At 64.2% G+C, this 26,554-nt stretch carries 26 protein-coding genes and 1 pseudogene; 9 read left to right on the plus strand and 18 right to left on the minus strand.

Going from position 1 to position 26,554, the window contains the following annotated elements:
- Window positions 1–153 precede the first annotated feature (153 nt).
- Both I6F17_RS06090 and glsA read left to right on the plus strand, forming a co-directional pair.
- The gene (locus I6F17_RS06090; RefSeq protein ID WP_225124255.1) at window positions 154–2,229 is read left to right on the plus strand and encodes a TRAP transporter permease; all 2,076 of its coding nucleotides are present in this window, start codon (window positions 154–156) and stop codon (window positions 2,227–2,229) included.
- 21 nt (window positions 2,230–2,250) lie between these two features.
- Window positions 2,251–4,098: a glutaminase A gene (gene glsA, locus I6F17_RS06095; protein ID WP_225124256.1), complete on the plus strand. Its 1,848-nt coding sequence runs from the start codon at window positions 2,251–2,253 to the stop codon at window positions 4,096–4,098.
- Window positions 4,099–4,229: 131 nt separating this feature from the next.
- On the opposite strand, the gene I6F17_RS06100 is transcribed toward glsA, so the two are convergent.
- From I6F17_RS06100 to ugpC, 14 genes are all read right to left on the minus strand, one after another.
- Window positions 4,230–4,532: a nucleoside triphosphate pyrophosphohydrolase family protein gene (locus tag I6F17_RS06100; protein WP_036022497.1), complete on the minus strand. Its 303-nt coding sequence runs from the start codon at window positions 4,530–4,532 to the stop codon at window positions 4,230–4,232.
- Between the two features lie 28 nt (window positions 4,533–4,560).
- Window positions 4,561–5,088: a carboxymuconolactone decarboxylase family protein gene (locus I6F17_RS06105; protein WP_036001128.1), complete on the minus strand. Its 528-nt coding sequence runs from the start codon at window positions 5,086–5,088 to the stop codon at window positions 4,561–4,563.
- Between the two features lie 639 nt (window positions 5,089–5,727).
- Window positions 5,728–6,087, minus strand: a complete 360-nt coding sequence (locus I6F17_RS06110) for an OB-fold domain-containing protein (RefSeq protein WP_225124257.1) — start codon at window positions 6,085–6,087, stop codon at window positions 5,728–5,730.
- Window positions 6,084–7,220 carry a thiolase family protein gene (locus tag I6F17_RS06115; protein ID WP_225124258.1) on the minus strand — a complete coding sequence of 379 codons (1,137 nt, stop codon included), beginning with the start codon at window positions 7,218–7,220 and terminating at the stop codon, window positions 6,084–6,086. Before I6F17_RS06115 ends, I6F17_RS06110 begins: the two co-directional genes overlap by 4 nt.
- 157 nt (window positions 7,221–7,377) lie before the next feature.
- Window positions 7,378–8,577 (minus strand): CoA transferase, encoded by a 1,200-nt coding sequence (locus I6F17_RS06120; protein ID WP_225124259.1) that lies wholly within the window; start codon window positions 8,575–8,577, stop codon window positions 7,378–7,380.
- Between the two features lie 124 nt (window positions 8,578–8,701).
- Complete coding sequence (locus I6F17_RS06125) at window positions 8,702–8,908, minus strand: hypothetical protein (protein WP_036001140.1); 207 nt, start codon at window positions 8,906–8,908, stop codon at window positions 8,702–8,704.
- Between the two features lie 121 nt (window positions 8,909–9,029).
- A complete protein-coding gene (locus tag I6F17_RS06130) occupies window positions 9,030–10,199 on the minus strand; it encodes an acetyl-CoA acetyltransferase (protein WP_027571779.1) in 1,170 nt (389 codons plus the stop codon).
- Between the two features lie 60 nt (window positions 10,200–10,259).
- Complete coding sequence (gene eda, locus I6F17_RS06135) at window positions 10,260–10,910, minus strand: bifunctional 4-hydroxy-2-oxoglutarate aldolase/2-dehydro-3-deoxy-phosphogluconate aldolase (protein ID WP_036022476.1); 651 nt, start codon at window positions 10,908–10,910, stop codon at window positions 10,260–10,262.
- Between the two features lie 25 nt (window positions 10,911–10,935).
- Window positions 10,936–11,910: a sugar kinase gene (locus I6F17_RS06140; protein WP_225124303.1), complete on the minus strand. Its 975-nt coding sequence runs from the start codon at window positions 11,908–11,910 to the stop codon at window positions 10,936–10,938.
- A 24-nt stretch (window positions 11,911–11,934) separates the two neighbouring features.
- Window positions 11,935–12,921 (minus strand): D-erythronate dehydrogenase, encoded by a 987-nt coding sequence (gene denD / locus I6F17_RS06145; RefSeq protein ID WP_036034293.1) that lies wholly within the window; start codon window positions 12,919–12,921, stop codon window positions 11,935–11,937.
- A gap of 75 nt (window positions 12,922–12,996) precedes the next feature.
- Window positions 12,997–13,932: a carbohydrate ABC transporter permease gene (locus tag I6F17_RS06150; RefSeq protein ID WP_036034295.1), complete on the minus strand. Its 936-nt coding sequence runs from the start codon at window positions 13,930–13,932 to the stop codon at window positions 12,997–12,999.
- Entirely contained in the window at window positions 13,925–14,878 is a 954-nt protein-coding gene (locus I6F17_RS06155) for a sugar ABC transporter permease (protein ID WP_085972022.1), read from the minus strand. Before I6F17_RS06155 ends, I6F17_RS06150 begins: the two co-directional genes overlap by 8 nt.
- Before the next feature lie 65 nt (window positions 14,879–14,943).
- Window positions 14,944–16,263 (minus strand): ABC transporter substrate-binding protein, encoded by a 1,320-nt coding sequence (locus I6F17_RS06160; protein ID WP_225112195.1) that lies wholly within the window; start codon window positions 16,261–16,263, stop codon window positions 14,944–14,946.
- Between the two features lie 52 nt (window positions 16,264–16,315).
- Entirely contained in the window at window positions 16,316–17,383 is a 1,068-nt protein-coding gene (gene ugpC, locus I6F17_RS06165) for a sn-glycerol-3-phosphate ABC transporter ATP-binding protein UgpC (RefSeq protein WP_036001178.1), read from the minus strand.
- Window positions 17,384–17,584: 201 nt separating this feature from the next.
- Here ugpC and I6F17_RS06170 point away from each other — a divergent pair, with 201 nt between their 5' ends.
- From I6F17_RS06170 to I6F17_RS06200, 7 genes are all read left to right on the plus strand, one after another.
- On the plus strand, window positions 17,585–18,685 hold the full coding sequence (locus tag I6F17_RS06170) for a LacI family DNA-binding transcriptional regulator (protein WP_225124260.1): 1,101 nt from the start codon (window positions 17,585–17,587) through the stop codon (window positions 18,683–18,685).
- 122 nt (window positions 18,686–18,807) lie between these two features.
- Window positions 18,808–20,637 carry an IlvD/Edd family dehydratase gene (locus I6F17_RS06175; protein ID WP_225190409.1) on the plus strand — a complete coding sequence of 610 codons (1,830 nt, stop codon included), beginning with the start codon at window positions 18,808–18,810 and terminating at the stop codon, window positions 20,635–20,637.
- Window positions 20,638–20,791: 154 nt separating this feature from the next.
- A complete protein-coding gene (locus tag I6F17_RS06180; RefSeq protein WP_225124262.1) occupies window positions 20,792–21,523 on the plus strand; it encodes an SDR family oxidoreductase in 732 nt (243 codons plus the stop codon).
- A gap of 18 nt (window positions 21,524–21,541) precedes the next feature.
- Window positions 21,542–22,288: an SDR family NAD(P)-dependent oxidoreductase gene (locus I6F17_RS06185; protein ID WP_225124263.1), complete on the plus strand. Its 747-nt coding sequence runs from the start codon at window positions 21,542–21,544 to the stop codon at window positions 22,286–22,288.
- A gap of 7 nt (window positions 22,289–22,295) precedes the next feature.
- Window positions 22,296–22,688 (plus strand): GFA family protein, encoded by a 393-nt coding sequence (locus I6F17_RS06190; protein ID WP_036034306.1) that lies wholly within the window; start codon window positions 22,296–22,298, stop codon window positions 22,686–22,688.
- 147 nt (window positions 22,689–22,835) lie between these two features.
- On the plus strand, window positions 22,836–23,516 hold the full coding sequence (locus I6F17_RS06195) for a site-2 protease family protein (RefSeq protein ID WP_036001193.1): 681 nt from the start codon (window positions 22,836–22,838) through the stop codon (window positions 23,514–23,516).
- A gap of 63 nt (window positions 23,517–23,579) precedes the next feature.
- Window positions 23,580–24,002 carry a hypothetical protein gene (locus I6F17_RS06200; RefSeq protein WP_036034307.1) on the plus strand — a complete coding sequence of 141 codons (423 nt, stop codon included), beginning with the start codon at window positions 23,580–23,582 and terminating at the stop codon, window positions 24,000–24,002.
- On the opposite strand, the gene I6F17_RS06205 is transcribed toward I6F17_RS06200, so the two are convergent.
- From I6F17_RS06205 to I6F17_RS06220, 4 genes and pseudogenes are all read right to left on the minus strand, one after another.
- Window positions 23,990–24,814 (minus strand): TonB family protein, encoded by an 825-nt coding sequence (locus I6F17_RS06205; RefSeq protein WP_036034309.1) that lies wholly within the window; start codon window positions 24,812–24,814, stop codon window positions 23,990–23,992. The two genes, I6F17_RS06200 and I6F17_RS06205, sit on opposite strands and share 13 nt — an antisense overlap.
- Window positions 24,815–24,826: 12 nt before the next feature.
- Window positions 24,827–25,282, minus strand: coding sequence for a TonB system transport protein ExbD (gene exbD, locus I6F17_RS06210; RefSeq protein WP_036001202.1), 456 nt, complete (start codon window positions 25,280–25,282; stop codon window positions 24,827–24,829).
- A gap of 3 nt (window positions 25,283–25,285) precedes the next feature.
- Window positions 25,286–26,218 (minus strand): tonB-system energizer ExbB, encoded by a 933-nt coding sequence (exbB, locus tag I6F17_RS06215; protein ID WP_225124264.1) that lies wholly within the window; start codon window positions 26,216–26,218, stop codon window positions 25,286–25,288.
- Window positions 26,215–26,442, minus strand: a pseudogene (locus I6F17_RS06220) (PKHD-type hydroxylase); the annotation flags it as partial. The pseudogene I6F17_RS06220 and the gene exbB, both read right to left, overlap by 4 nt.
- Window positions 26,443–26,554: the final 112 nt, after the last annotated feature.

Genomic DNA, 26,554 nt, shown 5'->3' on the forward strand with positions numbered 1-26,554 from the left:
GCCTCCGCGCTGGGATTCCCCCAGAGGAGAAAGCCCTCACCCGGCGCTTCGCGCCGACCTCTCCCGCACGCGGAAGAGGTTGAGCGCGCGGCCAGAGCGGTTCAAACAACTGCCGTTTGCCTGATTGCGTTCACCAGCCCACGCGCGGGATCGATGATGTCCTCTTCCACTTCCACCGTCCCGCAAGACGAGCCCAAGCGCGTCGTGTTCGATGATCCCCATGGCGCCGCCGGCAACATGCAGGAAGCGGAAGTCACGCGCGTCCGCACGTTGCGCGGCGCGTGGCGCTGGACGCTGATCGTTGCGACCGCGGCGACGATCCTGCTCTGCATCAACCAGCAATTCTCGCTGCGCTTTTTCATCGGCTTCACCCAGCTCAACACGGAATATTTCTATCTCCTGATCGCGTTGATGCTGCCATTCACGTTCCTGATCTTTCCGGGCACCGGCCGCGCGCCGCTCGACCGCGTTCCCTGGTATGACCTCGTCTTATTCGTCGTGACCTTCGCGGCGGCGCTCATACTGATGGTTAACGTGCGCAAGGGGGCGGAGGCCGGCTGGGAATTCGGCGGCGCGCCCAACACGGTGATCGCCGCAGGCCTCGTGATGTGGGTGATGCTGATGGAAGCGTTGCGCCGCACCGGCGGCTGGAGCCTGCTCCTCAGCGTGCTGCCCTTCACCGTCTATCCGCTGTTCGCGGAGGCTGGCTGGCTCGGGCCGTTCCGTGGCACGCAATCGACGCTCGAGCAGGCGACCGCCTATCACGTGCTCTCGGGCGAGAGCCTGCTCGGCATTCCCATCCAGGCCTTCGCCGACACCGTGATCGGCTTTTTGGTATTCGGCACCGCGCTGATGATGACGGGCGCCGGAAAATTCTTCATCAACCTCGCCTTCGCGCTGTGCGGCACCTTCCGCGGCGGCGCGGCAAAAGTCTGTATCTTTGCCAGCGGCCTGCTCGGCATGATGTCGGGTTCGATCATCTCCAACGTGCTCACCGCCGGCACCATGACCATCCCCGTGATGAAGAAGAGCGGCTTTCGCGCCTCCTATGCCGCCGCGATCGAGGCCTGCGCCTCGACCGGCGCCGTGCTGGCGCCGCCAGTGATGGGTGCGACCGCTTTCGTGATCGCCCAATTCCTCAACGTCAGCTACGCCGATGTCGCCCTCGCTGCAATCATTCCGGCCGTGCTCTATTACGTCGGCCTCTTCATGCAGGTCGATGCCTACGCGGCGCGCCACAAGCTGAAGGGTATTCCCCGCGCCGAGCTGCCGCGGATCATGGATACGATCAAGGACGGCTGGTACTACGTCTTCGTCATCGCGCTTCTGATCGTGATGCTGCTCTATTTCAAGCGGGAGAGCCACGCGCCATTCTACGCCACTGCGCTGCTTCTCGTGCTCAACCAGTTCTTCTCGAAGGACACGCGCTGGACATTTGCGACGATCGGCAAGTTCCTAGAGGTCAACGGCCGCACCTTCGTCGAGCTGGTCGGTATTCTCGCCGGCTGCGGCCTGCTGATCGGCGCGTTCTCGATGACAGGTGTGGTGTCGAGCCTTGCCAACGACCTCCTGCACATTGCCGGCGACAACGCCTTCCTGCTGCTCGGCATGTGCGCGCTCACCAGCCTCATTCTCGGCCTTGGGCTGACGACGACGGCCTGCTACATCTTCCTCGCCATCCTGGTCGCGCCGGCGCTGGAGAAGCTCGGCCTCAACCGCATGGCCGTGCACATGTTCATCTTCTACTGGGGTATGCTGTCATCGATCACTCCGCCGGTCGCGATCGCCTCCTTCGCGGCCGCCGGCATCGCCGGCTCGCCGGCCATGAAGACGGGCTGGGAATCGATGTGGGTCGGCAGCATCATCTATTTCCTGCCGTTCTTCTTCGTGCTCAATCCGGCGCTGGTGCTGCAGGGACCAAGCCCCTATCTCGCCGGCCTCGGCCTGATGGGCCTGGCTGCCTTCGGTACGCTGTTCATCTGCGGCGGCATCCAGGGCTACCAGCCTTTCGTCGGGGACTTGCGCGGCACAGGCAGCCTGGAATGGCCCATCCGTGTGCTGCTGGTGATCGGCGGCTTCGTGGTGGCGACCCCCGGCGGCGGCATCATGCCGCTGTCGCAGATGCAAGTGACGCTGCTCGGCCTTGGCATCCTGCTGCCGACGATCCTGATCGCGCTTCTCTTGGTCCGGCGCCCGCCTGTGATGCCGGATGGGTTGCGCGTGCCCTGATTGCGTTGCACAAGGGAGGCGATGAAACCGCTCTCGCCTCTCGCCAGCGCTTGGACCCGTTCGAAGCCGCCCCTGCTGCGGTTTCTGGACAATTGCCTCAGCGAATTCTCCGCCGAAACGTCGGGCCATGTCGCCGATTACATTCCCGAGCTCGGCAAGGCCGACCCTGCCTATTTCGGCATCAGCCTGGCGACGCTGGACGGCCATGTCTATGAAGTCGGGGACAGCCGGGTGCCCTTCACCATCCAGTCGATGTCGAAACCCTTCGTGTTCGCGCTGGCACTGGACCTGCTCGGCGCCGGCAAGGTCGAAGGCGCGATCGGCGTCGAGCCCTCCGGCGATCCCTTCAACTCGATCCGGCTCAATTCCGAGAACCATCCGTTCAACCCGATGGTCAATGCCGGCGCGATCGCCTGCACCGGGTTGATCTACGACAGCAAGGGCGCGGAGGCTTTCGAGCAGATCCGCCTTGCGCTCAGCCGTTTTGCTGGCCGCGACCTTTCCGTCGACGACGCCGTCTATGCTTCCGAGAGCCAGACCGGCGACCGCAACCGCGCCATCGGCTATCTGCTCAAGACCAACGCGGTGATCTCGGACAACGTCGCCGGCGTGCTCGACGTCTATTTCCGGCAATGCGCCGTGCTGGTGACCGCGCGCGATATCGCGGTGATGGCGGCAACGCTCGCCAATCGCGGCATCAATCCGGTCACCGGCGAGCAGGTGCTGAGCGCCTACGCGATCTCGCGCACACTTTCGGTGATGACGTCGTCGGGCATGTACGACTATGCCGGCGAGTGGATCTACCGCATCGGCATCCCCGCCAAGAGCGGCGTCGGCGGCGGCATCCTGGCCGCGCTCCCTGCCCGCCTCGGCCTCGGCAGCTATTCGCCAAAGCTCGACAAGCACGGCAACAGCGTGCGCGGCATCAAGGTGTGCGAGGCGCTGTCCTCGCATTACGACCTGCACATGCTCAACCGCAGCGACGACGCACGCAACGCCGTCATCGCCGACTACGACATCGGCAAGAGCCCGTCGCGCCGCGTGCGCCGCCCGCAGGAGCGCGAGATCCTGGCGGCCCACGAGCAGGAGGTGCGCATCATCGAACTGGTCGGCACGCTGTCGCTGTCGGCGGTGGATTACGTCTCGCGCCGGCTCGCGGGACGACCGCGGCCGCAATTCGTGATCTTCGATCTCCACCGCGTGACCTCGACTACGCGGGCCGGCGCACGACTTGTGGCCGAAGCGTTCGAGGAATTGGCCGCGCTGAATGTCACGGTGGTCTTGTCGGGCGTCCGGCGCGCCTCCAAGGAATGGAATACGTTACGAGAATGGACCGCTGAGCTGAAGAACGTGCGCGATTTCTATCTGCTCGACACTGCGATCGAATGGGCCGAAGACCAGATCGTCTATCGCTACGGCGGCTCGATCGATTTTCACGAGACCACCGAGCTAGCCGACCAGCCGCTGCTGACCGGGCTGAGCGAGGAAGAGCTGACGGATCTCGCCTCGCTCTGCACCATCAGGACCTATCAATCCGGCGCCAAAATCCTCACGGCCGGCGACCCCGCCGATGCCCTGTACTTCCTGCGCAGCGGCGCTGTGCACGTCACCTTGCCCGATGGCGTCAGGCTGGCGACGCTCACCGCCGGCATGGCGTTCGGCGAGATGGCGCTGCTGGAACAAACCCGCTCCGCCGACGTGTTCGCCGACATGGCAGCGACGGCATGCGAGGTCCCGCTGAAGGATTTCGAGCGCTTCCGCAAGCAGCACCCCCGCGCCAGCGAATGCGTCATGCGCAACCTGGCCCAGCTCCTGGCCGACCGCCTGATCGTCGCCAACGCCAAGGTGGATATTCTGACCTCGACGTGAGCGGTTCATGCGCAACAGATCGTCATGCCCGGGCTTGTCCCGGGCATCCACGTTCTCCGTACCGATTGGCAAGTCGTGGATGGCCGGGACAAGCCCGGCCCAAACGCCGGACTTCCCAGCTCAAGCTTACATTAACGGCTCGCCGCTTCGCTGATGCGTCGCCTTATCTTGGCGGCACTGGCGTTGAGCAGCGCGGACGGCTGCTGACCGGTGGCGGCGCACAGGCAGGCCCAGTAGTAGACGACATCGCCAAGCTCTTCGACGAGACCGGCCTTGTCGAGCCAGTCGTCGCGCAGGAGCTTCTTGATGTGCTCGGCGACCTCGCCCGCCTCAGCGGCAAGGCCCAGCCCGAGATAAGACAACCGCTCGTTCGACGGATGCTCGTCGACTTTGGCAATGGTTGCGGCCCAGGCCGCATATTCATCGATTGTCATGAGCATCCCTCGCAAGCCGAGCTTTGGATCAGCCCACCACTTCGGTGACGGGCTGGAGGTCGATCTCGAACGTCTCCAGGAATTTTGACGTCATGATGTAGAAGCCGACCGAGAGCTGGAGCTCGACCAGCGCCGCTGGCGTCAGCTTCGATGCGATCGCCTTGAAGGTCGCATCCGTCGGCTTCGTCAGCTTCACGATCTCGTCGGTGAAGGCGAGCGCGGCGCGCTGCACCTCGTTGAAGCAGGATGCGGCCTGCCAGTTCTCGAGCGCCTCGTTCTGCTCGTCGGTGACGCCGACATTCTTGCCGATGCGCTTGTGCGCGACGATCTCATAGGGTGCCTCGCACAGGATGCCGGTACGGGTGATCGCAAGCTCGCGCACGATGGGGTCGAGCTCGCCCTTGTGCCTGATTGCGCCCCCGAGGCGGCAATATTGCTCAAAGTAACTCGGCGAATGCGCCATCATCCGGAAGATGTTGGCATGGCGGTTCTTGTCGAGGATTTCGCGGGTGCGGTCGGATGCCTTGGACGGGTCGCTGTACTGAATGCGGGCCATGATTTTCCTGAAGTTTTCCCTGATCTTTTGATGCTTTTTGTCGCCATTGGCGAAGGTTCCCGAAGACTCTATTCGCGTGGGGACGCACGAGCAACATCATCGAGTCAAATTGCCGCCGCATTGCTGATCGACCCTGACACAGTCGATATTCGCCGCGGGGGGACAAATCGCGGCGGATACTCGCAAGGGGTGTTCCGAGTAAAAACAATTGGCCGTCGTATGCGCTCACCGCGCAACGATGAGTCACGCCCAAGTCTAGGGAGAAAACGGCATGAAGGAAGCCACCAAGGGGGCGGCCTCGGGAGCGCTCGCGCATATGCTGGCGGTGACGGCGATGCTCGTCATCGCCAGCATCTTGTTCTACGGGCGTTAGAGTATTTCGATTGCGCATGATCTTTTCGGAAAACTGCTTCACACTTTTCCGGATCAGGTGCTCAGCGTTTTCGTCATTCCGGGGTGGCTCTCGCACAAGCCAAGCCCAGAATTCCCGTTCCAGGCTCGGTCGCATGACCGCCCCCGAATGACGGATCCCCTCTGTTGGCGTGTAGCCCGGATGAAGCGCAGCGCAATCCGGGAAGTCTGTCCGCGAGGTGCGAATCCCGGATTTCGCTGCTCCATCCGGGCTACATTCGCGTTTCCCTATTTGGTTTGGGCAAAGAACGGCACCAGATTGCCGGCAAACGGCTTGAAGCTTGCGATGACCGAATCGCCAATGGCGAGGTCATGCTCGCCATGGGCCATCATGCGAAAGCCCTCGGCGCAATCGACCAGCAGGATGTTGTAGGGCACGTGCGCGCGCGTCTCGGGCGTTGCCGCGCGGCAGACCAACGAGGTCGCATACACCCTGCCCTTGCCACTGGCGCGCTGCTCGCGCGGGTCCGATTCGCCACAAGCTGCGCAGAAGGCCCGATGAAAATACTGTACATGCCCGCATGCGGTGCAAATCTGGTAGGTGATGGCCTCTTCACCCTTGGTCCAGTCCGCCAGACGCTCGCTCATCTGACCCGCTCCAGGAACATGCTGACGTGAGACGACAGCACGCCGCCATCGCCGTGCAGCAGTACAATCGAGGCGTCGCGGACTTGGCGGCTAGCCGCCCGCCCCGTCATCTGCAAATGCGCCTCGACGAGATGCGCCATGGCGCCGCCGACGCCGCAATGGCCGTAGCTGAGCAGGCCGCCATGGGTGTTCAGCGGCATCGCGCCGTCGCGGCTGAAATGGCCGGCGCGTACGCGCGCGGCCGCCTCGCCGCGGCCGGCGAGACCGAGGTCTTCCAGCAGCATCGCGAGCGTGATCGTAAAGCTGTCATAGATCGCGGCGTAGCGCACGTCGGAGATCGCGAGACCCGTGGTCGCCTTTGCACGCGCGACGGAGATCTCGGCGCCAAGCTCGCTGAGGGCGGGCGCTGCCGTGACATGCTGATGCGTGTGGGCCTGGGCGCAGCCGCGGATACGCACGCCCGCTTCCCCGGTTCGCTCGCGGCTGACAACGAACGCCGCGCCGCCGTCGGAGACCGGGCAGCAATCGAGCAGCTTGAGCGGCAGCGCCACTGGCTTGGAGGCCATGACGTCGGCGACATTGATGGGATCGTGGAATTGCGCGCCGGGATGGGTGCAGGCGTGGGCACGCATCAGCACCGCGAATTCGGCGAGATCCTCTTCGGTCACGCCGTATTCGTGCATGTATCGGTTGGCAACGAGGCCGTAATAAGCGGGAATGGTCGGTCCTAACGGCACCTCGTAGTCGGGATGGCCGACCTGCGCCAGCGCCTGGATCGAGGCATCGCGGCTCTGCCCGGTGAGCCGGTTCTCGCCAGCGACCACCAGAACGTTCCGGCAGACGCCTGACGCGACGAGATGATGTCCAAGCATCGTCATCGCAAGACCCGTGGCGCCGCCGACCTGGACGGCATGAGCGTAGGACGGGCGGATGCCGAAATGCTCGGCGAAGACGGTGGCGAGCATGATGTGCGGGGAGACCGTGGAATAGCCGCAGAGAATCCCGTCGATGTCGGTGCGCTCGAGGCCGGCATCGTCGAGCGCGGCTTGCGCGGCCTCGCTCATCAGGTCGAGCGAGGAGGAGCCCTCGTGCTTGCCGAACGACGTGAGGCCGACGCCGGTGATGAAGCTCATGGTGCCATTTCTCCACCGTCATTCCGGTGCGCGACGAAGTCGCGAGCCCGGAATCCATCGAACGGCATGTGCGGAGGATGAATGGATTCCGGGCTCGCGCCCAAGTGGGCGCGCCCCGGAATGACGGATGAGAGAAGCGTGGTCATCTCCACTCTCCCTACTCCGGCGCCACGCGCGTGACGCCGTCGCGCACCATGGCTGCGATCTCGTCAGCGGAATAGCCGATCTCGCGCAAGATCTCCGCGCCATGCTCGTTGAGCCGCGGCGCCAGGCGTACCGGCTCGGCTTCGGTCTCGGACCAGGTCGCCGTCACCTTCATGCTGCGGATCGGACCTTCGGTCGGATGGGTCACCACCGGGAAAAAGCCGGTCGCCTCCAGATGCTCATCGTGCAGGATCGAGGCGAGATCGTGCATCGGCATGACAGGCACGTCGGCTTTCGTCAGCAGGTCGATCCATTCCGCCGTGGTCCGCGTCTCGAAGATGCGGGCGAGCTCGGCATACACCACATTGATATTGGCGGCCCGGCCGGCGAAGGTTGCAAATTTGGGATCGGCGCGCAGCTCGTCGCGCCCCGTGGCCTTGAAGAAGTTCTCCCACTGCTTGTCGTTGTAGACGATGACGCTGAGATAGCCGTCCGAGGTCTTGTAGGGCCTGCGGTCGCGCGAGAGATGGCGGGCATAGCCGCCCTTGTCGAGCGGCGGCTCGAACGTGAGCCCGCCCATGTGGTCGCCCATGACGAAGCCGGCCATGGTCTCGAACATCGGAATGTCCAGACGCTGGCCGCGGCCGGTGCGGTCGCGGTGCACGAGGCTGGCGCAGATCGCGCCGACCGCGGTGAGTCCGACGATACGGTCGACCAAGGCGTTCGGCACGTAGCGCGGCACGCCGTCGCCAGTCTGCGCCATCAGCGCTGGAAGCGCAGTCGCGCCCTGGATCAGGTCGTCGTAAGCGGGTTTTGCGGCATAGGGCCCGTCCTGGCCGAAGCCGAACACGCCGGCATAGACCAGGCGCGGGTTGATGGCGGAGACGACGTCGTAGCCGAGCTGAAGCCGCGCCATCGCCTGCGGGCGGACGTTGTAGACCAGGACGTCGGCGTCCTTCAAAAGCCGCAGCACGGCTTCGCGCCCCGCAGCCTTCTTCAGATCGAGGCAGATCGAGCGCTTGCTGCGGTTGGTGTTGAGAAACACCGGCCCCATGCCGGCGTGACGCATCGGGCCGATCAGGCGGGTGACGTCGCCGTCCAGCGATTCCACCTTGACGACGTCGGCACCGTAATCGCCGAGCATTTGGGTCGCATAAGGGCCCATCAGCACGGTGGTCATGTCGACGACCTTGATGCCTTTCAGCGGCCCCATCGTTCGCTCCCGATTGCGCCGAGCCCAACTGCCCACGCGATTTCGGTCCAGCTAACGGCAGTGCCGCCGCTCGCGCAAGGGCGGGCGGCGTATGGCGGCATGCGCCGCGGGGCGACGTCGGCCGCTATTTCTTCTGACGGGATTCCCGGATCTTCAGGAGCCGGTCGAGTTCGTCATTCTGCTGATTGATCCGGTCGGCGATGCGCGACTCGTTCTGCTCGCCGGAGGCGGCAGCGGCCTGCTCGATGAGCTGGCGGATATTGTCTTCGAGGATCGCGATACGATCGTTGAGTGCGTCCATCGACAGTGAATCTTCGTAGTTAGTGCTCATGATGCATTTCCCGCAAAATCAATCAGAGCATTAAGGGGGCCGCGCGAGCCCACCATGATCTAACGCAAAGAAATAAGGCGGGCATGGCGTATGGCGCCTTTGCCCACCCTACAGGATCAAACTACTTCAGCGGCTCCAGGACGGAGACGTAGTTGGCGACGGCCGCGCCACCCATGTTGAAGATGCCGCCGAGCTTGGCGTTCTTGAGCTGCATGCCCTCGGGCGCCTGGCCCGCGAGCTGCATCGCGGTCATCACATGCATGGAGACGCCGGTGGCACCGATCGGATGGCCCTTGGCCTTCAGGCCGCCTGACGGGTTGACCGGCAGCTTGCCGTCCTTCAGCGTCCAGCCTTCTTTGATGGCGCGGGCGCCCTGCCCCTTCGGCGTCAGACCCATCGCTTCGTACTCGATCAGCTCGGCGACGGTGAAGCAGTCATGGGTCTCGACGAAGGAGAGATCGGACAGCGTGACACCGGCCTTCTCCAGCGCCCGCTGCCAGGCGACCGTGCAGCCCTCGAACTGCAGGATGTCGCGCTTACTCATCGGCAGGAAGTCCTGGGCGTGCGCAGTGGCGCGGAAGCCGATCGACTTGGTCATGCCCTTGGCCGTCTCGGCATCGGCCAGCACCAGCGCAGCGGCGCCGTCGGAGACCAGCGAGCAGTCCGTCCGCTTCAGCGGGCCGGCGACATAGGGGTTCTTCTCGCTCTCGGCGCGGCAGAAGTCGAAGCCAAAGTCCTTGCGCATCTGGGCGAAGGGATTGGCGACGCCGTTCTTGTGGTTCTTGGCCGCGATCAGCGCCAGCGCATCGGACTGGTCACCGTATTTCTGGAAATAGGAGCTGGCGATCTTGCCGAACACGCCGGCGAAACCGCCGACCGTGTCGCCGTCCTCAGGGAGGTAGGAAGCCTTGAGCAGGTTCTTGCCGATCTCGGCGCTCGGCGTGCGCGTCATCTGCTCGACGCCGACGACCAGCACAATCTTGGCCGCCCCTGCGGCAATCGCGCGCAGGCCCTGATGCACGGCAGCAGATCCCGTGGCGCAGGCGTTCTCGACACGGGTCGCCGGCTTGAAGCGCAGCTTGGGATCGGCCTGCAGTACCAGCGACGCCGTGAAATCCTGCGGCGAGAAGCCGGCGTTGAAATGCCCGAGCACGATCTCGTCGACATCACCGGCCGAAATGCCGGCATCCGCCAGCGCCTCATTGGCGACGCGGGTGACGAGGCTTTCGACGGTTTCGGTGTCGAACTTGCCGAACGGCGTATGCGCCCATCCGACGATGCTGGCGGTCATGGTCATTTCTCCCTGGAGGCCTCTTCCTGAGCTAAGTCTTAGCCCAGGGATGGCAAGACTTCACGCGGCTTTCAGCGCCTTGAGGGTCCGCTCGCAGATGGCAGTTATGCCGGCCCAGTTCCCGGCCCGGATTTCCGCCGTCGGGCACAGCCAGGACCCGCCGACCGCAACGACATTGGGTTCGGCCAGCCAGGTCGCGGCATTGGCCTCGCCCACCCCGCCGGTCGGGCAGAACCGCACGTTCGGGAACGGCCCGCCGAGGGCGCGCAGGCCCTTGATGCCGCCGGCCTGCTCCGCCGGGAAGAACTTTGCGACGTCAAAACCGTAGGACAGCGCCATCATCAGTTCCGAGGCCGTGGCAATCCCCGGCGCGAACGGCAAGGAGCTGTCGGTCGCGGCCTTGAGCAGATCGGGGGTCAGGCCCGGGCTGATGCCGAACGCGACGCCGAGCTTCTCGACCCGGCTGAAGTCGGACGGGTTGAGAATGGTGCCGATACCCACGACCGCCTCGGGGACCTCGGTCATCATCGCGCGCGCCGCCTCGATCGCAACGGGGGTGCGCAAGGTCACCTCCAGCGTGCGGACACCGCCGGCAACCAGCGCGCGCGCCAGCGGCACCGCATCCTGGATGCGCTCGATGGTGAGGACGGGAATGACGGTCGCAGCCTTGAACAGCGCGACGAGGTGGTTCTGTTGGGCAGCCGTGGTCATGGGTCTCGATTCATTTGGTCGCTGTCTAATTGTTGGCCTGGCGGGACGCCGCCGGCCGGTGCCGCTTCTTCGGCGGCATGGCATAGCCCGGAATGATGGCGCCGGGATAGCAGATCACGAGGCTGGCGAGCCGATGTCCTGATAGGGCCGCCTCCACCGGCTCGGCGCCGGCGAGCCGGGCCGCGATATAGGCCGCGGCGAAGCTGTCGCCGGCGGCGGTGGTATCGACCACGGGCTTGGTCATGGGCTCGGCGCGGACCTCGCTGGCGCCGCCGGGGTAGCGCAACAGGCTCACCGGCTCGGGCAGACGGAACACCAGTTCCGGGGTTGGGATACGCGCCATCAGCTGGTCGTGACTTTCGCCGGGATGGAGGGCGAGCAGATCCTCGGTCGAGGTCAGCACGATGTCGGCGGCTGCGAAGGCGGTCGCAAACACCTCCCGCGCGATATCGCGGTCCGGCCAGCCGCGCGCGCGGAAATTGGTGTCGAACACGAAGCGAGTGCCGAGCAGGCGCGCGCGCTTGATGGCGCCGAACAGGCGCTCGCGCCCGGCCGCGTCGTAGATCGAGAGCGTGATCGCAGAGAGATAGACGACGTCGTAGCTCATCAGCGAGTTGAGCAGCTCGTCCGTCTCCGGCAGGCCCATCAGCTGGCGCGCGGCCGCACTGTCGCGCCAATGGAAGAACTGGCGCTCGCCCTTGCCGTCCGTCTGGATCATGTAGAGGCCGGGCAGCTTGCCCGCGAGCCGCACGACACGCCGCGTGCCGACGCCTTCCGCATTCCAGGCAGCGACCATCTCGTCGCTCAGGGCGTCATCGCCGAGCGCGGTGAGATAATCGACCTTGACGTCCAGCCGCGCCAGATACACCGCCGTGTTGAGGGTGTCGCCGCCGAAGCCGCGTGAGTACAGGCCACCGCCCTGCCCCTGCCCGGCGGACGCGCCGCCCTGGGCCTGCCGCAGCTCGACCATGCATTCGCCGATGCAAGCAACGCTCGCCATCATCAGGGCCCGCTCAGTCCGAGCTCAGGCGACGAAATTGCCGCCGAGCTCGTCTTCGATGTGAATGCGGATGATATCGTCGAACGTCTTCTCGGCGGTGGTGAAGCCGAGTTCGCGCGACCGCCTGGCATCGAAATTGCGCGGCCAGCCGCCGACGATGCCGACAATGAAGGGATCGGGCTCGCGCTTGATGCGCGCGGCGACCTTCTCGCCCGCAACCCGCTTCAAGGCGGCGATCTGCTCGCCGACCGTGGCCGACAGGCCCGGCATGGTCAGGTTGCGGCGCGGGCCGACAGTGGCGAGATCCATGGTGCCGGCGTGAAGCAGGAAGCCGACGGCCGAGCGAGGCGTCGCGTGCCAGTGGCGGACGTCCTCGGAGACCGGGAGGATCGCTTCCTTGCCGGCGAGCGGTTCGCGCAGAATGTTGGAGAAGAAGCCCGATGCCGCCTTGTTGGGCAGGCCCGGCCGGATGCAGATGGTCGGCAGGCGGATGCCGATGCCGTCGAGGAAGCCCCGGCGGGAATAATCGGCGAGCAGAAGTTCGCCGATCGCCTTCTGCGTGCCGTAGCTGAGCAGCGGGGTATGGAAGAACTCGTCGCCGATCGCATCGGGAAACGGCGCGCCGAACACTGCGATCGAGGACGTGAACACCACGCGCGGCTTGTAGCCGCCGCCCGCAAGGCGTATCGCATCGAGCAGCATCCGCGTGCCGTCGAGATTGATGCGATAGCCCTTGTCGAAATCGAGCTCGGCCTCGCCGGAGACGATCGCGGCGAGATGGAAGATCACGTCGGGGCGACCTGCGATCAGTTTCTCGGCGGCACCGGGGACTGCGAAATCGCCCGACACGGTCTCGACCGGGAAGCCGGCCTTCTCCGGCTTCCTGGGCTCGACCACGTCGTGCATGGTCAATTTCGTGATGTCGCTCTTGCCGAGCCGGCCGTCGCGCAGCAGCCGTTCACAGAGTTTGCGGCCGACCATGCCGGCGGCGCCGAGAACCAGAATGTGCAAGAGCTCAACTCCTTCTTATTGGCCGAAGCGCGCCGCTCTTGAAACAATTGGCGCGCCCCTCGGCAAGCCCCGCGATCATTCCTTCACGGCGCCGGTCATCGCCGACACATAATGCTCCACGAAGAAGGCGTAAAGGATCACGAGCGGCAGCGAGCCGGCCAGCGCGCCCGCCATCAGCGAGCCCCAGCGGTAGATATCGCCGTCCACGAACTCGTTGACGATCGCGACCGGCACCGTCTTGTTGCTGGTCGATTGCAGGAACGTCAGGGCGTAGATGAACTCGTTCCAGCACAGCGTGAAGCAGAAGATGAAGGCCGAGATCAGGCCGGGAATGGCCAGCGGCACGACGATCTTGACCAGGATCTGCCAGCGGCTCGCGCCGTCGATCAGCGCGCATTCCTCGAGCTCGAAGGGGATGGTCTTGAAATAGCCCATCAACAGCCAGGTCGAGAACGGGATCAGGATGGTCGGATAGGTCAGGATCAGCGCCAGCGGCGAATCGAACAGGCCGTATTGATACACGACCGTGGCGAGCGGAATGAACAGGATCGACGGCGGTACCAGATAGGCGAGGAAGATCAGGCCGCCGACGAGATTGGCGCCCTTGTAACGCAAGCGCACGATGGCGTAGGCGGCGAACACCGAGGCGATGATCGAGAGCACCGTCGCGCAGATCGCCACATACATCGTGTTCCAGAGCCAGTACGGATAGTAGCTCTCGAACAACAGCTTGTGGAAGTGCTTGAAAGTCGGATTCCAAGTCCAGAACGGATTGTACTTGTCGAGGTCGAGCAGCTGCTCGTCGGGCTTCACCGAGGTCAGCGCCATCCAGTAGAACGGGAACAGCAGGACGACGACGATGATGGCGAGCGGCAGGTACAGCGTCACCAGCCTGCGCGGCACCGACTGCAGATAGCTCATGCCCTCGCTGTGATCATCCTTCGCGACTGTCGGAGCCGAGCTATGCAGGACGGCCTTGAGATCGATCCGCGAGGTGGGGAGATCAGTCATTGTTTTCTCCCTGCTGCCACTTGCGACGCTGCAGGCCGAACCAGGACACCATGATGGCGGCGAGCAGGAACGGGATCATCGCACTGGAGATCGCGGCGCCCTCGCCGAGCTGGCCGGCGATGATCGCACGCTGATAGGACAGGGTCGCCATCAGATGAGTGGCGTTGACCGGGCCGCCACGCGTCATCGCCCAGATCAACTGGAAGTCCGTGAAGGTGAAGAGCACCGAGAAGGTCATCACGACGGCGATGATCGGCGTCAGCAGCGGATAGGTGATGTAGCGGAAATTCTGCCAGCGCGTAGCGCCGTCGAGCGTCGCCGCTTCATAGAGCGAGGGTGAGACGGTCTGCAGGCCTGCGAGCAGCGTGATCGCCACGAACGGCACGCCGCGCCAGATATTGGCGAAGATCACGCAAATGCGTGCCCAGGTCGTGTCGCCGAGGAAGTTGATGTTCTGGTTGATCAGGCCGAGCTGCTTCAGCGACCAGGAGATGATCGAGAATTGCGAGTCGAAGATCCACCAGAAGGCGAGCGCGGAGAGCACCGTCGGAACGATGAAGGGGATGAGCACCATCGCGCGCAGCATCGCCTTGAACGGCATGTGCTCGTTGAGCAGCAGCGCGAGGTAAAGGCCGATGCCGAATTTGAAGGCGCTGGCGACGAAGGTGTAGAGCAGCGTGTTGAACACCGACAGCCAGAAGATGGAATCGTCCCACAACCATTCGTAGTTCTCGAAGGCGATGAACTGTCCGACCCTGCCGATGCGCGTGTCGGTGAAGGACAGCCAGATGCCCAACCCCAGCGGATAGGCCAGGAAGAAGATCAGGAACACCATGGCCGGCACCATGAACCAGAAGCCGAGCCAATTGCGATTGTGTTTAAGCTGGGCCCAGGCGCCAGCCTCGGTCATCTGAGGCTTGGCCCGGGGAATTGCGACATCAGCCATGCCCGATATCCCTGATCGAAATGTTGACGGGCGGGCGGCCGAAGAGGCGCCCGCCCCGTGACTGTTCAGCGATAGATGCGCTTCAGCTGGCGCTCGGCTTCCGCCATCGCGCCCTTCGCATCCTTGGCGCCGGTGCAGTAATTGGCGAACATGTCGACGACGATGAAGTCGGCGATCGCGGTTGCCGCCTTCTCGCCGACGGTGCCGATGCCCGACGCCGGCAGCGTGCGCTTGGAAGCCTGCGAGAACACGGCGTTCTTGGGATCGGCCGTCCAGATCGGCGCCGATTCATAGGCGTTCAGGGTCTGCGTCAGATAGCCCTGCGCGCCGGCCAGCCACTTCTCGTAGTTCTCCTTCTCCAGCATGAAGGCGACGAAGGCCTTCGCAGCATTCGGATATTTGGTGAAGTTGAAGGCAAGGATCGGCAGCGCCAGCTGCAGCTCGGTCGGCTTGCCGACCGGACCGACCGGCCAGAGCGCGTGATAGGTGTCCTCGGTGAGCTCCTTCTTGCTGGGATCGGTCTTGGCGGCGACGTAGATCGAGATGCCGTTCGCCGTGCAATAGAGCTCGCCGGCGAGATACGCCTTGTTGTTGGAGGAATCGTTCCAGGACGCCGTGCCCGGAATGAAGCTGTCGTACAGCGCCTTGCAATATTCCAGCGCCTTCGCCGTCTCCGGCGAATTGATGACGATCTTGTCGTTCTGGTCGACCGTGTAGGCACCGTGGCCCCACAGCACCCAGTGCAGCCAGGAATTGCCATCGCCCGAGGCGTGACCGAGCGCGAAGCCGGCCGGCGTGTTGTTGGCCTTGAGCGCCTTGCACATCTCGAGGAAGCCGGGGAAGTCCTTCGGGAATTCCTTGAAGCCAGCCTTGTCGAGCGCCGACTTGCGGTAGGTCATGTAACCGCCGTTGGTCGCGACGGGAATGCCGAGCCAGTCGTTGCCGAGCTTGCAGGTTTTGGCCGCCGCATCGGTCCAGCCGCCGTATTTGTTGCCGAGATAATCGGCGACATCGTTCATCTTCAGCACTTTGGTCGGGAAAAGCTGCGGCAGGGTGTGCAGACCCCAGGCGAGATCGAGGCCGGAGCCGGTATTGGCCGCAACCGAGGCCTTCGGCTGCACGTCCTCGAAGGACTCGCTGAAGGTGTTCATCTCGGTGCCGGTCGCGGCCTTGAACGCCGCCACCATCGCGTTGAACGCATCGTCCTCGGCCGGCACGAAGCGCTTCCAGCGCATCACGGTCAGCTTGGCGCCCGGCTCGGCCTTCCAGGGCGCGCTCTGCGCCCAGGCCTTGGCGAAGTCGAACAGTGCCGGCCCCGTCAGCATGCCGGTCGCAGCCAAAGCGGTGCCGCCTTGAAGCAGAGACCGGCGGGTAAAGTCTTGCATGTTGTCCTCCCTGTGATGCTTTTTGTCGTCTTATGCCTTGTCGTCTGATGCGTTAGGCGTTCATGCGTTTGCCCGTCGCATCGTCGAACAGATGGACCAGCGATGGCTCGGGCTTCAGCCGCACCTTGTCGCCCGGATTGAACTGGTGACGCTCGCGGAAGACCGCGACGACCTGCTCGCCGCCGAGCTTGGCAAACACCTGCGTCTCCGAGCCGGTCGGCTCGACGACGATGATCTCGGCCTCGGCGCCGTCATCGGCGATGGTGAAGTGCTCCGGCCGCACGCCATAGACCGCAGGACGGCCGTCGGAATTGGCGGGCGCGGTCTTGAGCGGGAGCTTGACGCCGTTCGGTCCTTCGAAGCTCGCAACGCCGTTGACGCGCACATGGCCTTTGAGGAAGTTCATGGCAGGCGAGCCGATGAAGCCGGCGACGAACTGGTTGTCGGGCTTGTCGTAGAGCTCGAGCGGGGTGCCCATCTGCTCGACGATGCCGTCATGCATGACAACGATCTTGTCGGCCATGGTCATGGCCTCGATCTGGTCGTGGGTGACGTAGACGGTCGTCGTCTTCAGCCGCTGGTGCAGCTCCTTGATCTCGGTGCGCATGGCCACGCGCAGCTTGGCGTCCAGGTTCGACAACGGCTCGTCGAACAGGAACACCTGCGGATCGCGCACGATGGCGCGGCCCATGGCGACGCGCTGGCGCTGACCGCCGGAGAGCTGTCGCGGATAGCGGTCGAGCAGCGGCGACAGCGCGAGGATCTCGGCGGCGCGCTTGACGCGCTTGTTGATCTCGTCCGAGCTGGCATTCCGCAACTTGAGCGAGAAGCCCATGTTGTCGGCGACCGTCATGTGCGGATAGAGCGCGTAGTTCTGGAAGACCATCGCAATGTCCCGCTCCTTGGGCTGGACATTGTTGACGACGCGGTCGCCGATCGAGATCGTCCCGGAAGTGATGTTCTCGAGGCCGGCGAGCATGCGCAGAAGCGTCGACTTGCCGCAGCCGGAGGGGCCGACCAGGACGACGAACTGGCCGTCCTCGATCGGAATCGTCACGCCGTGCAGGACTTCAAAATTGCCGAACGATTTCCGCACGTCGCGGATTTGCACAGACGACATCTAGCTCCCTCCTCGAAAGTCGACGGCGCCTCTCGCGCCGCGACCGTCTTGTTTTTCGGACTTTACCGAACCAGGCCCGATATTAGCGGGCAACATTGTCGGTACTTTGTGCGGTTTTGGCAATTTGTCTTTGGTTAGTCGTTGCTGGTAGCGCTGTCAACGTTCCTTTGTTTGCGGGACTGACTGTGTTAAGAGCAGCTAATGGGTCGAAAACGCACCAAGTCAGGCAAAATCCGGCTGGCCGAAGTGGCCGAGCTCGCCGGCGTCAGCCCGATTACCGCGTCGCGCTTTTTCCGCAATCCGGAGGCCCTGTCGGTCGCCAAGCGGACGCGGGTCGAGAGCGCCGCCAAGGAGCTCGGCTATGTGCCCAACCTTGCCGCGCGCGCCCTCGCCTCGCAACGCACCGAGGTCATCGGTGTCCTGATCCCATCGCTCACCAACAACGTGTTCTCGGACGTGCTGCGCGGCATCTATGACGCCTCCGAAGGCAGCCGCTACTCGATCCAGTTGTCCAACACGCGCTACAGCATTCTCCAGGAAGAGAAGTTGCTGCGTCTGTTTCTGGCACAGAAGCCGGCCGGGCTGATCGTCACCGGCATCGACCAGACCGCGGAGTCCCGCGCGATGCTTCAGGCCGCGGACTGTCCGATCGTGCAGATCATGGAGATAGGCCCGGACCCGGTCGACATGATGATCGGCTTTTCGCACTATGATGCGGCCCGCGCGGCGATCGCGCATCTGTTCGAGCAAGGTCACCGCAAGGTCGGCTTCGTCGGCGCGAGGATGGATCCCAGGGTGCAGCGGCGGCTGGACGGATATGTCTCGGCCATGAAGGACGCCGGATCGTTCGACCAGCGCCTGGTGGTCACGACGGCGACGCCGACCTCGGTGACGCTCGGCGGCGCCCTGTTCACCGATCTGCTGGCGCGCGAGCCGGACATCGATGCGGTGTTCTGCGCCAACGACGACCTCGCGCTCGGCGTGCTGTTCGAATGCCGGCGCCGGGAGATCACAGTCCCCGGGCAGATCGCGATCGTCGGCTTCAACGATCTCGAATTCATGGCCGCCGCCGTCCCCACCCTCACCAGCGTCCGCACCAACCGCTATGAGATGGGCAAGACGGCCGCCACCATGCTGATCGACGCGATCGAGGGCCGCCGCCCGGAGCAGCCGGTGCTCGATCTCGGCTTCAAGGTGATCGAGCGGCAAAGCTCGTCGGCGCGACGTTCGGACAGCAGGCCAGCCGTATCGGGCGCGGGCGCGGCGAACAAAATGATAGCGTTACCAAGCAGCCACGACTAGTATCTGAATCGTGAGGAAACGACCCGCCAGCGGGAAGGCAGATCATCGCGCGCGCCGTTGGGCACCGCACATGCCGACACCATGGGACGGACGGTAGTCGCGTTTGCATGCAGGAGAAACCAATGACAAAGAAACCAACCAACGGGCATGCCGCCGGCAGCAACGGTACCCGCCGCCATCTTCGCTCGCAGGAATGGTTCAACAACCCGCACAATCCGGGCATGACCGCGCTCTATATGGAGCGTTACCTGAATTACGGCCTCACCCGCGCCGAGCTGCAATCCGGCAAGCCGATCATCGGCATCGCCCAGACCGGCAACGATCTGTCCCCCTGCAACCGCCATCATCTCGAGCTCGCGCACCGCGTCCGCGAAGGCATCCGCGAGGCCGGCGGCATCGCGATGGAATTCCCGACCCATCCCATTCAGGAGACCGGCAAGCGACCGACCGCGGCGCTCGACCGTAACCTCGCTTATCTCGGCCTCGTCGAAATTCTCTACGGCTATCCGCTCGACGGCGTGGTGCTGACCACCGGCTGCGACAAGACCACGCCGGCCTGCATGATGGCGGCGGCGACGGTGAACCTGCCCGCGATCGTGCTGTCGGGCGGCCCGATGCTGAACGGCTGGCACAATGGCGAGCGCACCGGCTCCGGCACCATCGTCTGGAAATCGCGCGAGCGGCTCGCGGCCGGCGAGATCGACTATGAAGAGTTCATGGAGATCGTGGCCTCCTCGGCGCCCTCGGTCGGCCATTGCAACACCATGGGGACGGCCTCGACCATGAACGGGCTTGCCGAAGCGCTCGGCTTCTCGCTGCCGGGCTGCGCGGCGATCCCGGCGCCCTATCGCGAGCGCGGCCAGATCGCTTACGAGACCGGAAAACGCATCGTCGAGATGGTCTGGGAGGATTTGAAGCCTTCCGACATCCTGACCCGCAAGGCGTTCGAGAACTGCATCGTGATCAATTCGGCGATCGGCGGCTCGACCAACGCGCCGATCCACATCAACGCCCTCGCCCGCCATATCGGCGTCGAGCTGTCGATCGAGGACTGGCAGAAGTTCGGCCACGACGTGCCGCTCCTGGTCAACATGCAGCCGGCCGGCTTCTATCTCGGCGAGGAATTTCACCGCGCCGGCGGCGTGCCCGCCGTGGTGCGCGAATTGATGAAGCACAAGCGCATCCATGAGGACGCGGTCACGGTCAACGGCCGCGGCATCGGCGAGAACTGCAAGAACGCGCCCGCTCCCGACAACGACGTGATCTGGGCTTACGACAAGCCGCTGGTGAAGGACGCCGGCTTCCTGGTGCTGAAGGGCAATCTGTTCGATTCCGCGATCATGAAGACAAGCGTGATCTCCAAGGAATTCCGCGACCGCTACCTCAGCAACCCGAAGGACCTCAATGCCTTCGAGGGCCGCGCCATCGTGTTCGAGGGGCCGGAGGATTATCACGAGCGGATCGACGATCCCTCGCTCGACATCGACGAGCGCTGCGTGCTGTTCATCCGCGGCACCGGCCCGATCGGCTACCCCGGTGGCGCCGAGGTTGTGAACATGCAGCCGCCGGCGGCGCTGATCAAACGCGGCATCCTGTCCCTGCCCTGCATCGGCGACGGTCGCCAGTCCGGCACTTCTGGCTCGCCCTCGATCCTCAACGCCTCGCCTGAAGCGGCCGCCAATGGCGGGCTTGCCATCCTCAAGACCGGCGACAAGGTCCGCATCGACCTCAACAAGGGCAGCGCCAACATCCTGCTCTCGGACGAGGAGCTGAAGAAGCGCCATGCCGAGCTCAAGGCCAGCGGCGGCTTCAAGCATCCGCCGAACCAGACGCCATGGCAGGAGATCTATCGCAACACCGTCGGCCAGCAATCGACCGGCGCCTGCATGGAGCTCGCCACAAGGTATCAGAACGTCGCAGGCACGTTCGGTGTGGCGCGGGATAATCACTGACAACTTCCGTCATTCCGGGGCGCGACGCAGTCGCGAACTACGATGCGCACTTGCGCATCTGAGAATCCATAACCACGATCGGGAGTATGGATTCCGGGCCTGCGCCTGACGGCGCATCCCGGAATGACGACCCCAATTCAAAGGAGTGAACAAAATGGCAGACCGCCTCAAGGGAAAGCGCGCCGTCGTCACGGCTGCCGCGGCAGGCATCGGGCGCGCTTGCGCCATCGCGTTCGCGCGTGAAGGCGCAACCGTCATCGCCACCGACATCAACGAAGCCGGCATCGCGAGCCTGACGAACGAAGGCATCGCCGAGGTCGCAAAGCTCGACGTCCGCAACACCGCCGACGTCAACGCCTTCGCCAAGCGCGTCGGCAAGATCGACATCCTGCTCAACGCCGCCGGCTTCGTGCACCACGGCACCATCCTGGAATGTTCGGAAGAGGACTTCGACTTCTCGTTCGACCTCAACGTCAAGTCGATGCACCGGACCATCAAGGCTTTCCTGCCCGACATGATCGCAGGCGGCGGCGGTAGCATCGTCAACATCTCCTCCTGCGCCGCTTTGAGGCCGCCGGCCAACCGCTACGTCTACAGCTCGTCAAAAGCGGCAGTGTCGCTGCTGTCCCGCGCGGTCGCGCTCGACTTCATCACCAAGGGCATCCGCTGCAACTCGATCTGCCCCGGCACCGTCGAGACGCCGTCGATGCTCGACCGCGCGGCAGCCCAGGGCCCGCAGGGCAAGGAGATGTTCATCTCGCGGCAGAAGATGGGCCGGCTCGGCACCGCCGAGGAGATCGCGGCGATGGCGGTCTATCTCGGCAGCGACGAGAGCGCCTTCACCACCGGCGTCGATCTCGTCGTCGACGGCGGCTACATGCTCTGACGCAGAAAGGCCTCCGGCATGAACAAGATCGATCTCAACGGCCGCATTGCCATCGTCACCGGCGGCGCGCAAGGCTTTGGCCGCGCCATCACCGAGCGCTTCGTCGCCTCCGGTGCCAAGGTCGCGATCTGGGACTTTGACGCCGCGCTGGCCGAGAAGACGGCAAAGGAGATCGGCGGCGAAACGAAAGTCTTCAAGGTCGACGTCACCGACACGGCGGCCGTCGAGCAGACACGCGATGCAACGCTCAAGGCCTTCGGCAAGATCGACATTCTTGTCAACAACGCCGGCATCGCCGGCGTCAACAAGCCGGTCTGGGAGACCGACCTGGAGGAATGGCGCAAGGTGCTGCGCATCAACCTCGACGGCCCCTTCATCGTCTCCAAGGCGATCGTGCCCGAAATGCTCAAGCAGAAATACGGGCGGATCGTGAACATCGCCTCGATCGCCGGGAAGGAAGGCAACCCGAACGCCGCGCATTATTCGGCGTCCAAGGCCGGCCTGATCGCGCTGACGAAGTCGCTCGGCAAGGAGCTCGCCGGCCACGACATCCTCGTCAACGCGGTGACGCCGGCCGCGGCGAAGACGGCGATCTTCGACCAGATGACGCAGCAGCATATCGACTTCATGCTGTCGAAGATCCCGAAGGGCCGCTTCGTGCTGGTGGAGGAACTCGCCGCGATGGTGAGCTGGCTTGCGTCGGAGGACTGCGCGTTCTCGACCGGCGCGGTGTTTGATATTTCCGGTGGGCGGGCGACCTATTGAGGACATCATGATCCGGGAAGGTGGTTGCCTGTGCGGCGCGGTGCGGTTCAAGGCGGAGGGCGAGCCGCTCAACGTCCGCATCTGCCATTGCCGCATCTGCCAGAAGGCGATGGGCTCGCCCTACTTCGCCCGCGCCCAGTTCGACCAGCGCGCGCTCAGCGTCGAGGGCGAGACTGCACGCTATGCATCGTCCGAGAACATCGACCGCGTGTTCTGCAAGCAGTGCGGCACGCGCCTGTTCGCCTGGCGGCGCAACGGCACGCTGGCGGGCGTGGCGCTCGCCACTTTCGATGATCGCAATGCCTTTGCGCCGACCGAGCACATCTGGGTGTCGGAAAAGCTCGCCTGGGTGAAGCTCGACGACGGCTTGGTGCAATATCCCGGGACGATCCCGGCGTGACTTTGCGCGACTGCACGGCGGCCGGCCGAAGCATTCATCTGCAGCGTGGCAATTCGGAACCGGCCACCCTATGTTGAGCCGAAGCGTTGCTGCGCCGGTTTGGTCAGGACGGCTGCAAGGCCGCTAGCTAACCGAAATGGATGAGCTGTGAACATTTCCTTGTACGACCTGTCGGTGTGGGTGCTTCCCCTCGTGCTCGCCATCACCTTCCATGAGGCCGCGCATGCCTTCGTCGCGGACCGGCTCGGGGACAACACGGCCGCGCAGCTCGGCCGCGTCAGCTTCAATCCTATCAGGCATATCGACCCGTTCGGCACCGTCATCCTGCCGGCGATGCTGCTGTTCGCGCATTCGCCGTTCCTGTTCGGCTACGCCAAGCCGGTGCCGGTAAACTTCCGCAAGCTGAACAATCCCAGGCTCGACATGGTCTGGGTAGCGCTGGCCGGACCCGCCACCAACATCCTGCTGGCGCTCGCCACCGCCCTCGCCTTCCATGCCCTGCCGCTGGTGCCCGCGAGCGCGGCGAAATGGGTTGCCGACAACCTCAAGAATGCCCTCATCATCAACGCCATCCTGGCCGTCTTCAACATGATGCCGATCCCGCCGCTGGACGGCGGCCGAGTTGCGGTCGGGCTGCTGCCGCGGGCCCTCGCCTTGCCGCTGGCCCGGCTCGAGCCGTTCGGTATGTTGATCCTGATCGGGCTCCTGATCCTGCTGCCGCTGGCGGGCTCGCAGTTAGGTCTAAATCTTGATGTTATTTCAGCAATACTGCGGACGTTGACCGGTTATGTGATTCAGGCTGTTCTCTTCCTGACCGGCAATGCGTAGTTGAACCGGAACACCCGAACACGAGCCGAAAGGCCAGAGGCCGACTTGGTCAAAGCTGCCGATATGCTGATCGCGCGACGCGCCGACACCCGCGCCCGCGCCGATTTTGCCACCTGGAAGATGATGGCTAAGCTCAACGGGGCGTCCGCGCTACCTCCGGAGGCCCAGGAGTTCCTGAGCAGCTACAGGAACCTGCTGGCGCAGATGAGCGAAGGCGAAGCCACCGAGGCCACCATCGGTGCGATCTACAAGGCCTATTACGTCGAGATGGGTGGCGCTGGAACGCCGCCCGACGTCCGTCCGCGCGAGGCCGAGCCGGCAGCGGATAATGTTACCGCTTTCCGGCGCCCGGCGCCGAAGCCGAAAAGCGCTGGTTTCTTCGGGACAGGCGCGGCCAGCGGAGCCCAGAAACGGCCCCTCCCCGTGGCGCTGATCTTCGCCTGCCTGGTGGTGGTCTATGTCGGGATCCGGCTCTACTGGCGTTGAGCCGACTTCTTGTTGGCGATCTTCTTCGATTTCTCAGGGGCGAAGCTGATCTCGAGGGTGCGCTCGAAACGCTCCTCGGTCAGTTGAACCGGAGGCGGCTCGAAAGGATCCGCCTTGCGAACCATCGAGATCGCAGCTGCATCGTAGGCGGCGTCGCCGGACGACGCGATCACGTCGACCGAGACCACATTTCCCTTTCGGTTGAGCGCGAAACTCACCGTGACCTTCTGATTGGCGTTCTCTCTGCCTTCCGGATTGATCTGGTGCTGCTTGATACGCGCACTGATTTTCTTGTTCCAGTCCACCGTGATCTTCAGGATGTCCTTGCCGAGCCCAACCACCGGCGCCAGGGCCTTTTCGGCCTCGCGCGTTGCGTCCTCGAACGTTTGCCGGGCCATATCAACCTGCTTTGGGGCAGCCTCCATGGCGGGCGTTTCAACGGCAGCCGCCTTCGGATCGTCGTCCTGCTCCTTCTTCGCAACCTTTTCGCTGACAATGCGATCGGGATCCTCGGCCTCTTGCGGTCGATCTTGAGGAAGTTCCGTCTCCTTCAGTTCGGCCTTCTGCTCCGGAAGCTCCGGGCGCTCCTCTTGTGCCGCGGAGTCGTTTGGTCCGGTCGGCAAATCGGATTCCTGAGCCTCTGGCGAAGCCATCTCGACGGCGAACTCGGCTCCGGCCGCGCCGAGACCATCGCCGTCGTCGTCGCCGTGCAAATGCGCCAGCGCGAGCGCAGCACCGCCGAGATGCAGGGCGAGCGCGGCCGCCGCCGCCAGGATCCAGAGCTTCCGGGATGGTCTCGGTTCGTCCGCCATCGTTCCGTCTTCTTAAGGCTGGGCGGCGCCTGCCACAGGCGCCCCCGGTGCGCCTTCCAGCGCGACCAGCTTCACCCGCGTATAGCCGCCCGAGCGCAAGAGCTCCATCACGCCCATCAACTCGCCATAGGGCACCGAGCGATCAGCGCGCAGGAAAACGTACTTGTCCTTGCTCATCTCGGAAAGGCCGTCGAGGGTTCCGATCAACTCGGCCCGGTGAACGGCGTTCTCCCCGATCGCGAGCGTCAGATCGGGCTTGATGCTGAGATAGGTCGGCTTGTCCGGCTTCTTCTGCGGCGTCGCACTCGACGTCGGCAGATCGATCGGCAGGTCGACCGTGGACAGCGGCGCGGCGACCATGAAGATGATCAGCAGCACCAGGATGACGTCGATGAACGGCGTGACGTTGATGTCATGCGTTTCCGAGAAATCGTCGTCGTCATCATTGTCAGCGAGCGAAACGGCCATGGTCTACTCCGCCGCGCGCGAATGCACGCTGCCGTGGCTGCGGTCGAGATCACGCGACAGCAGTCGCCCCGCCGCGCCCGAGGCGCGGCTGACGAGCTCGAGATAGCCTTTCGTCACGCGCGAGAAGTGGTTGTAGATGATGACGGCGGGAATGGCGGCGACGAGGCCGATCGCGGTGGCGAGCAGCGCCTCGGCGATGCCGGGCGCGACCACGGCGAGATTCGTGGTCTGCGACTTCGAGATGCCGATGAAGCTGTTCATGATGCCCCAGACCGTGCCGAACAGGCCGACGAAGGGCGAGGTCGAGCCGATGGTCGCTAGCACGCCCATGCCGATCCGGATGCGCCGTTGCTCCGCGCGCACGATCTCGGAAAAGCTCGAGGCGGCGCGTTCCTTGATGCCGGCATCGCTGGACAGGCCAGCCGACATCCGCGCTTCGCGCAACGCCGCCGCAAGGAACGACGGCAGGATGCCCTCCTTGGTGCCGAGCGCCATCTGCGCTTCGGCAAGCGAGCGCGCCTCCGCAATCTTCTTCAACGCCGAACGCAGCTTGCCGGAGGCGACCGACAGCTCGATCGACTTGGCGATGAAGACGGTCCAGGTCATCAGCGAAGCGAAGGCGAGCCCGATCATCACCGCCTTCACGATGACGTCCGCCGACATGAACATCACCCAGGGCGACAACTCCTTCAGGGCCGCCGCCTCGGGCTTCGCACTCGCGGGATTGGCGGCCACCGGGGCGGCGCCCACGACGGCGGGAGCCGTCGAGACCGCAGGCGCAGCTGCCGGGGGGGAGGTTCCGGCAGCGGACGGCTGAGCCGTCGATGGGGCCGGTGCCGGCGGGCTCTGCGTCTGGGCGAAAACGGGGGATGCGAGCCAGGCAGACGCCAGCATCAAGGCTGCGGCAAGGCTTGCTTGGATGGAGATGGTCTTCATACTTCGGCCCAGTAGCGAATGAGATTGTGATGGATACCCGTCAATTTGACCGTTTCGGGATCGTCACGCCCGAGCCGTTCCACCAGCGCCTGTATCGCGGTGTCGAGGCCATAGATCATGCTCCGAGCTTGGTCGTCCCGTATCATGCTCTGAAGCCAGAAGAAAGACGCAACCCGCGTCCCCCTGGTCACGGGGGCGACGAGAGGTGCTGGAGGATAGAGCACAAGGCCCTCCAATTCCTGTCGTTCACACGCGTCGAACGAATGTCGCCTGTTGGTATCGGCCACACAATTGCGGGTCAATGCGTGCCGTTCGCGAGAACCCTTGAATAGATCA

The sequence above is a fragment of the Bradyrhizobium sp. NBAIM18 genome (assembly GCF_020193825.1).
Taxonomy (GTDB): domain Bacteria; phylum Pseudomonadota; class Alphaproteobacteria; order Rhizobiales; family Xanthobacteraceae; genus Bradyrhizobium; species Bradyrhizobium yuanmingense.

Excerpts from the sequence above, each read along its gene's own strand:
- I6F17_RS06140 (WP_225124303.1), bottom strand. The coding sequence starts at position 11,910 with ATGGCGAGCGTTGCTTGCATCGGCGAATGCATGGTCGAGCTGCGGCAG.
- I6F17_RS06130 (WP_027571779.1), bottom strand. The coding sequence starts at position 10,199 with ATGACCGCCAGCATCGTCGGATGGGCGCATACGCCGTTCGGCAAGTTC.
- ugpC (WP_036001178.1), bottom strand. The coding sequence starts at position 17,383 with ATGTCGTCTGTGCAAATCCGCGACGTGCGGAAATCGTTCGGCAATTTT.
- I6F17_RS06180 (WP_225124262.1), top strand. The coding sequence starts at position 20,792 with ATGGCAGACCGCCTCAAGGGAAAGCGCGCCGTCGTCACGGCTGCCGCG.
- glsA (WP_225124256.1), top strand. The coding sequence starts at position 2,251 with ATGAAACCGCTCTCGCCTCTCGCCAGCGCTTGGACCCGTTCGAAGCCG.
- I6F17_RS06205 (WP_036034309.1), bottom strand. The coding sequence starts at position 24,814 with ATGGCGGACGAACCGAGACCATCCCGGAAGCTCTGGATCCTGGCGGCG.
- I6F17_RS06115 (WP_225124258.1), bottom strand. The coding sequence starts at position 7,220 with ATGAGCTTCATCACCGGCGTCGGCCTCACGTCGTTCGGCAAGCACGAG.
- I6F17_RS06150 (WP_036034295.1), bottom strand. The coding sequence starts at position 13,932 with ATGACTGATCTCCCCACCTCGCGGATCGATCTCAAGGCCGTCCTGCAT.
- I6F17_RS06190 (WP_036034306.1), top strand. The coding sequence starts at position 22,296 with ATGATCCGGGAAGGTGGTTGCCTGTGCGGCGCGGTGCGGTTCAAGGCG.
- I6F17_RS06105 (WP_036001128.1), bottom strand. The coding sequence starts at position 5,088 with ATGGCCCGCATTCAGTACAGCGACCCGTCCAAGGCATCCGACCGCACC.
- exbD (WP_036001202.1), bottom strand. The coding sequence starts at position 25,282 with ATGGCCGTTTCGCTCGCTGACAATGATGACGACGACGATTTCTCGGAA.
- exbB (WP_225124264.1), bottom strand. The coding sequence starts at position 26,218 with ATGAAGACCATCTCCATCCAAGCAAGCCTTGCCGCAGCCTTGATGCTG.
- I6F17_RS06170 (WP_225124260.1), top strand. The coding sequence starts at position 17,585 with ATGGGTCGAAAACGCACCAAGTCAGGCAAAATCCGGCTGGCCGAAGTG.
- I6F17_RS06120 (WP_225124259.1), bottom strand. The coding sequence starts at position 8,577 with ATGGGGCCGCTGAAAGGCATCAAGGTCGTCGACATGACCACCGTGCTG.
- I6F17_RS06175 (WP_225190409.1), top strand. The coding sequence starts at position 18,808 with ATGACAAAGAAACCAACCAACGGGCATGCCGCCGGCAGCAACGGTACC.
- eda (WP_036022476.1), bottom strand. The coding sequence starts at position 10,910 with ATGACCACGGCTGCCCAACAGAACCACCTCGTCGCGCTGTTCAAGGCT.
- I6F17_RS06090 (WP_225124255.1), top strand. The coding sequence starts at position 154 with ATGATGTCCTCTTCCACTTCCACCGTCCCGCAAGACGAGCCCAAGCGC.
- I6F17_RS06125 (WP_036001140.1), bottom strand. The coding sequence starts at position 8,908 with ATGAGCACTAACTACGAAGATTCACTGTCGATGGACGCACTCAACGAT.
- I6F17_RS06185 (WP_225124263.1), top strand. The coding sequence starts at position 21,542 with ATGAACAAGATCGATCTCAACGGCCGCATTGCCATCGTCACCGGCGGC.
- I6F17_RS06160 (WP_225112195.1), bottom strand. The coding sequence starts at position 16,263 with ATGCAAGACTTTACCCGCCGGTCTCTGCTTCAAGGCGGCACCGCTTTG.
- I6F17_RS06100 (WP_036022497.1), bottom strand. The coding sequence starts at position 4,532 with ATGACAATCGATGAATATGCGGCCTGGGCCGCAACCATTGCCAAAGTC.
- I6F17_RS06155 (WP_085972022.1), bottom strand. The coding sequence starts at position 14,878 with ATGGCTGATGTCGCAATTCCCCGGGCCAAGCCTCAGATGACCGAGGCT.
- I6F17_RS06110 (WP_225124257.1), bottom strand. The coding sequence starts at position 6,087 with ATGAGCGAGCGTCTGGCGGACTGGACCAAGGGTGAAGAGGCCATCACC.
- I6F17_RS06200 (WP_036034307.1), top strand. The coding sequence starts at position 23,580 with ATGCTGATCGCGCGACGCGCCGACACCCGCGCCCGCGCCGATTTTGCC.